Consider the following 401-nt stretch of genomic DNA (forward strand, 5'->3'; position numbering starts at 1 on the left):
GAGCGGGTGCAGGTGCTGGCCGCGGCTGGGGTGCTGCACTGTGCCGGGGTTGATGTGGACTGGGCGAAGCTGCTCGGCGACGCCCGAGGGGCGGTCGAGCTGCCGACCTACGCGTTCGAACACAGCCGGTACTGGCTGGAGGGCGCCGGTGGCGCCGGTGACCTGCGGGCCGCCGGGCTCGGGGATGCCGCGCATCCACTGCTCGGCGCCGCCGTTGCCCTCGCCGATGGGCAGGGGTACGTGCTCACCGGGCGGCTGTCCCCGGCGACCCAGCCATGGCTCGCCGGGCACGTCGTCGGTGGCGTCGTGCTGGTGCCGGGCACCGCGATGGTCGAGCTGGCCGCGCGGGCCGCGCACGAGGCCGGCTGCGGTACGGTCCGCGAGCTGACCCTGCACGCCCC

General features: G+C 76.1%; 1 protein-coding gene. It reads left to right on the forward strand.

Annotated features, from left to right (window positions below; all coding sequences use genetic code 11):
• Window positions 1-401, forward strand: a 401-nt coding sequence (locus IEZ31_RS55740; protein WP_190258286.1) for a hotdog family protein, incomplete at both ends; no start/stop codon positions are given.

This window comes from Dactylosporangium sucinum (assembly GCF_014647515.1).
Lineage (GTDB): Bacteria > Actinomycetota > Actinomycetes > Mycobacteriales > Micromonosporaceae > Dactylosporangium > Dactylosporangium sucinum.